Source organism: Mesorhizobium sp. M7A.F.Ca.US.011.01.1.1 (assembly GCF_003998295.1).
Classification (GTDB): Bacteria; Pseudomonadota; Alphaproteobacteria; order Rhizobiales; family Rhizobiaceae; genus Mesorhizobium.
Genome location: NZ_RZRT01000164.1, coordinates 1 through 1455, shown reverse-complemented (window position 1 = coordinate 1455; position 1455 = coordinate 1). Strand labels below are relative to the sequence as shown.

Below are 1455 nucleotides of genomic sequence, written 5' to 3'. Positions count from 1 at the left end.
CTATCGGATTCACACATTTCGTAGTCCGAGGTTGGCGCCGTACTTTATGGCCCAGAATTCGGTGAGGCCGATGCGCATGACCTTGGGACCGGGCTTGCCGTAGTAGCCGGTCCAGCCTCCAAGGCGGGCGATAACCCAGGCTGCGAAAGCCAGGGATCCTTTAGGATGCGGATTGCGCTGGCGCTCGGTCTTGCCTTCGAGTTTGGCGCAGACAGCTTCGAGGATGGGGCGGTCGTCGGGATCGAAAGCATCGCTGAGGCGCTGATCGGTGTTACCGTCGCGGGCCTGCACGAGTTGCTTGATGGTGACGGCGGCGATCGTGGCAGCGGCGACGAAGTTGATCATGGCGTGCGGATCGCCGATGTCGGCGGCCTCGATATCGAAGCCTGCCGTCTTGAGGGTGCGGAAGAACTCCTCGATGATCCAGCGCGACCGGTAGAGGTCGACGACACGGCGCGCTTCGACCCCGGTGGCGACACTGTGGGTGGTCAGCAGCCGCCAATGCACCGGTTCGCTGTCATCTTCGGGTTTCGACACCTCGCGAACATCAACCAGTGTCAAAGCGACCGTCTCGGGCAACGCCGGATCGGCTCCGTTGCGCGGCCGCCGCACTGTCACCGGCGCGAAGCGCACCGCGAGTTCGGTGTCTCGCGCTCGTCGTCCGGGCGCGGCGGGAATGGTCACGGCAAAGCGACTTTGCTCGGGTTGAGCGTCGATGAAGGCGAACAGCAAGCCTGGCTCTTCTTGCGACGCCTCGATCCGCCGGTTCTGACAGGCTCGCACGATCAGCTCGACATTATGCGGACGCTGCGCGAAGAGTTCATAAAAGTCGCTCTCGCGGTCCGACACCATGGTGATGCTGGCCGCTCCATCCAGAACCTCGCCGGCCTGCCTGGTTGCGTCGATCCAGCGCTGCGACTCCTTGAGTGCTGTCACCCGCTTGCGCTGCGGCGCCAATTCTTCTCCGCTGCGGTTCCATATCTGCATCGAGACCAGGCCCAGCAGCGCGCCTGTGCCGGCCTCCACCGCCAGCACCGGGTGCAGCAGCAGGCCTGCCACGTTGCCCTTGCCGACCGGGCCATAGCTGGCTCGCGCCCGCCGGCTGCCCAGCACCAATTCCGAGGTGTCTTGCACGGCAACGACATGGCGACCCGCCACGCGCTGTCCGGTCCGGTTGCCGGCATGCCGCGACATCTCTGCCGCACTCACCGAGCGATTGTGCAGAAGACGCCTGAATTGCATTTCGCCCGCCCGCCCGCCGCCAAGACGGCGAATGCACGATCCAGGCCGCGCAACCAGCGCGCCGTGCAACAGCGCCCCCCTTTTTCCAGGCGCCGATCGCCAAATCGCCCCAGTCCGTATTCCATCCCGGCCATCGATACCTCCATCGAGCTTCAAGCCGACACAGAATCGACCTTCAGCGCAAAGCGCAACCGAGATGTGTGAATGCGATAG

General features: G+C 64.3%; 1 protein-coding gene. It reads right to left on the bottom strand.

Annotated features, from left to right (window positions below):
* Nucleotides 1-9: 9 nt before the first annotated feature.
* Entirely contained in the window at nucleotides 10-1242 is a 1233-nt protein-coding gene (locus EOA13_RS37045) for an IS4 family transposase (RefSeq protein WP_127298036.1), read from the bottom strand.
* Nucleotides 1243-1455: the final 213 nt, after the last annotated feature.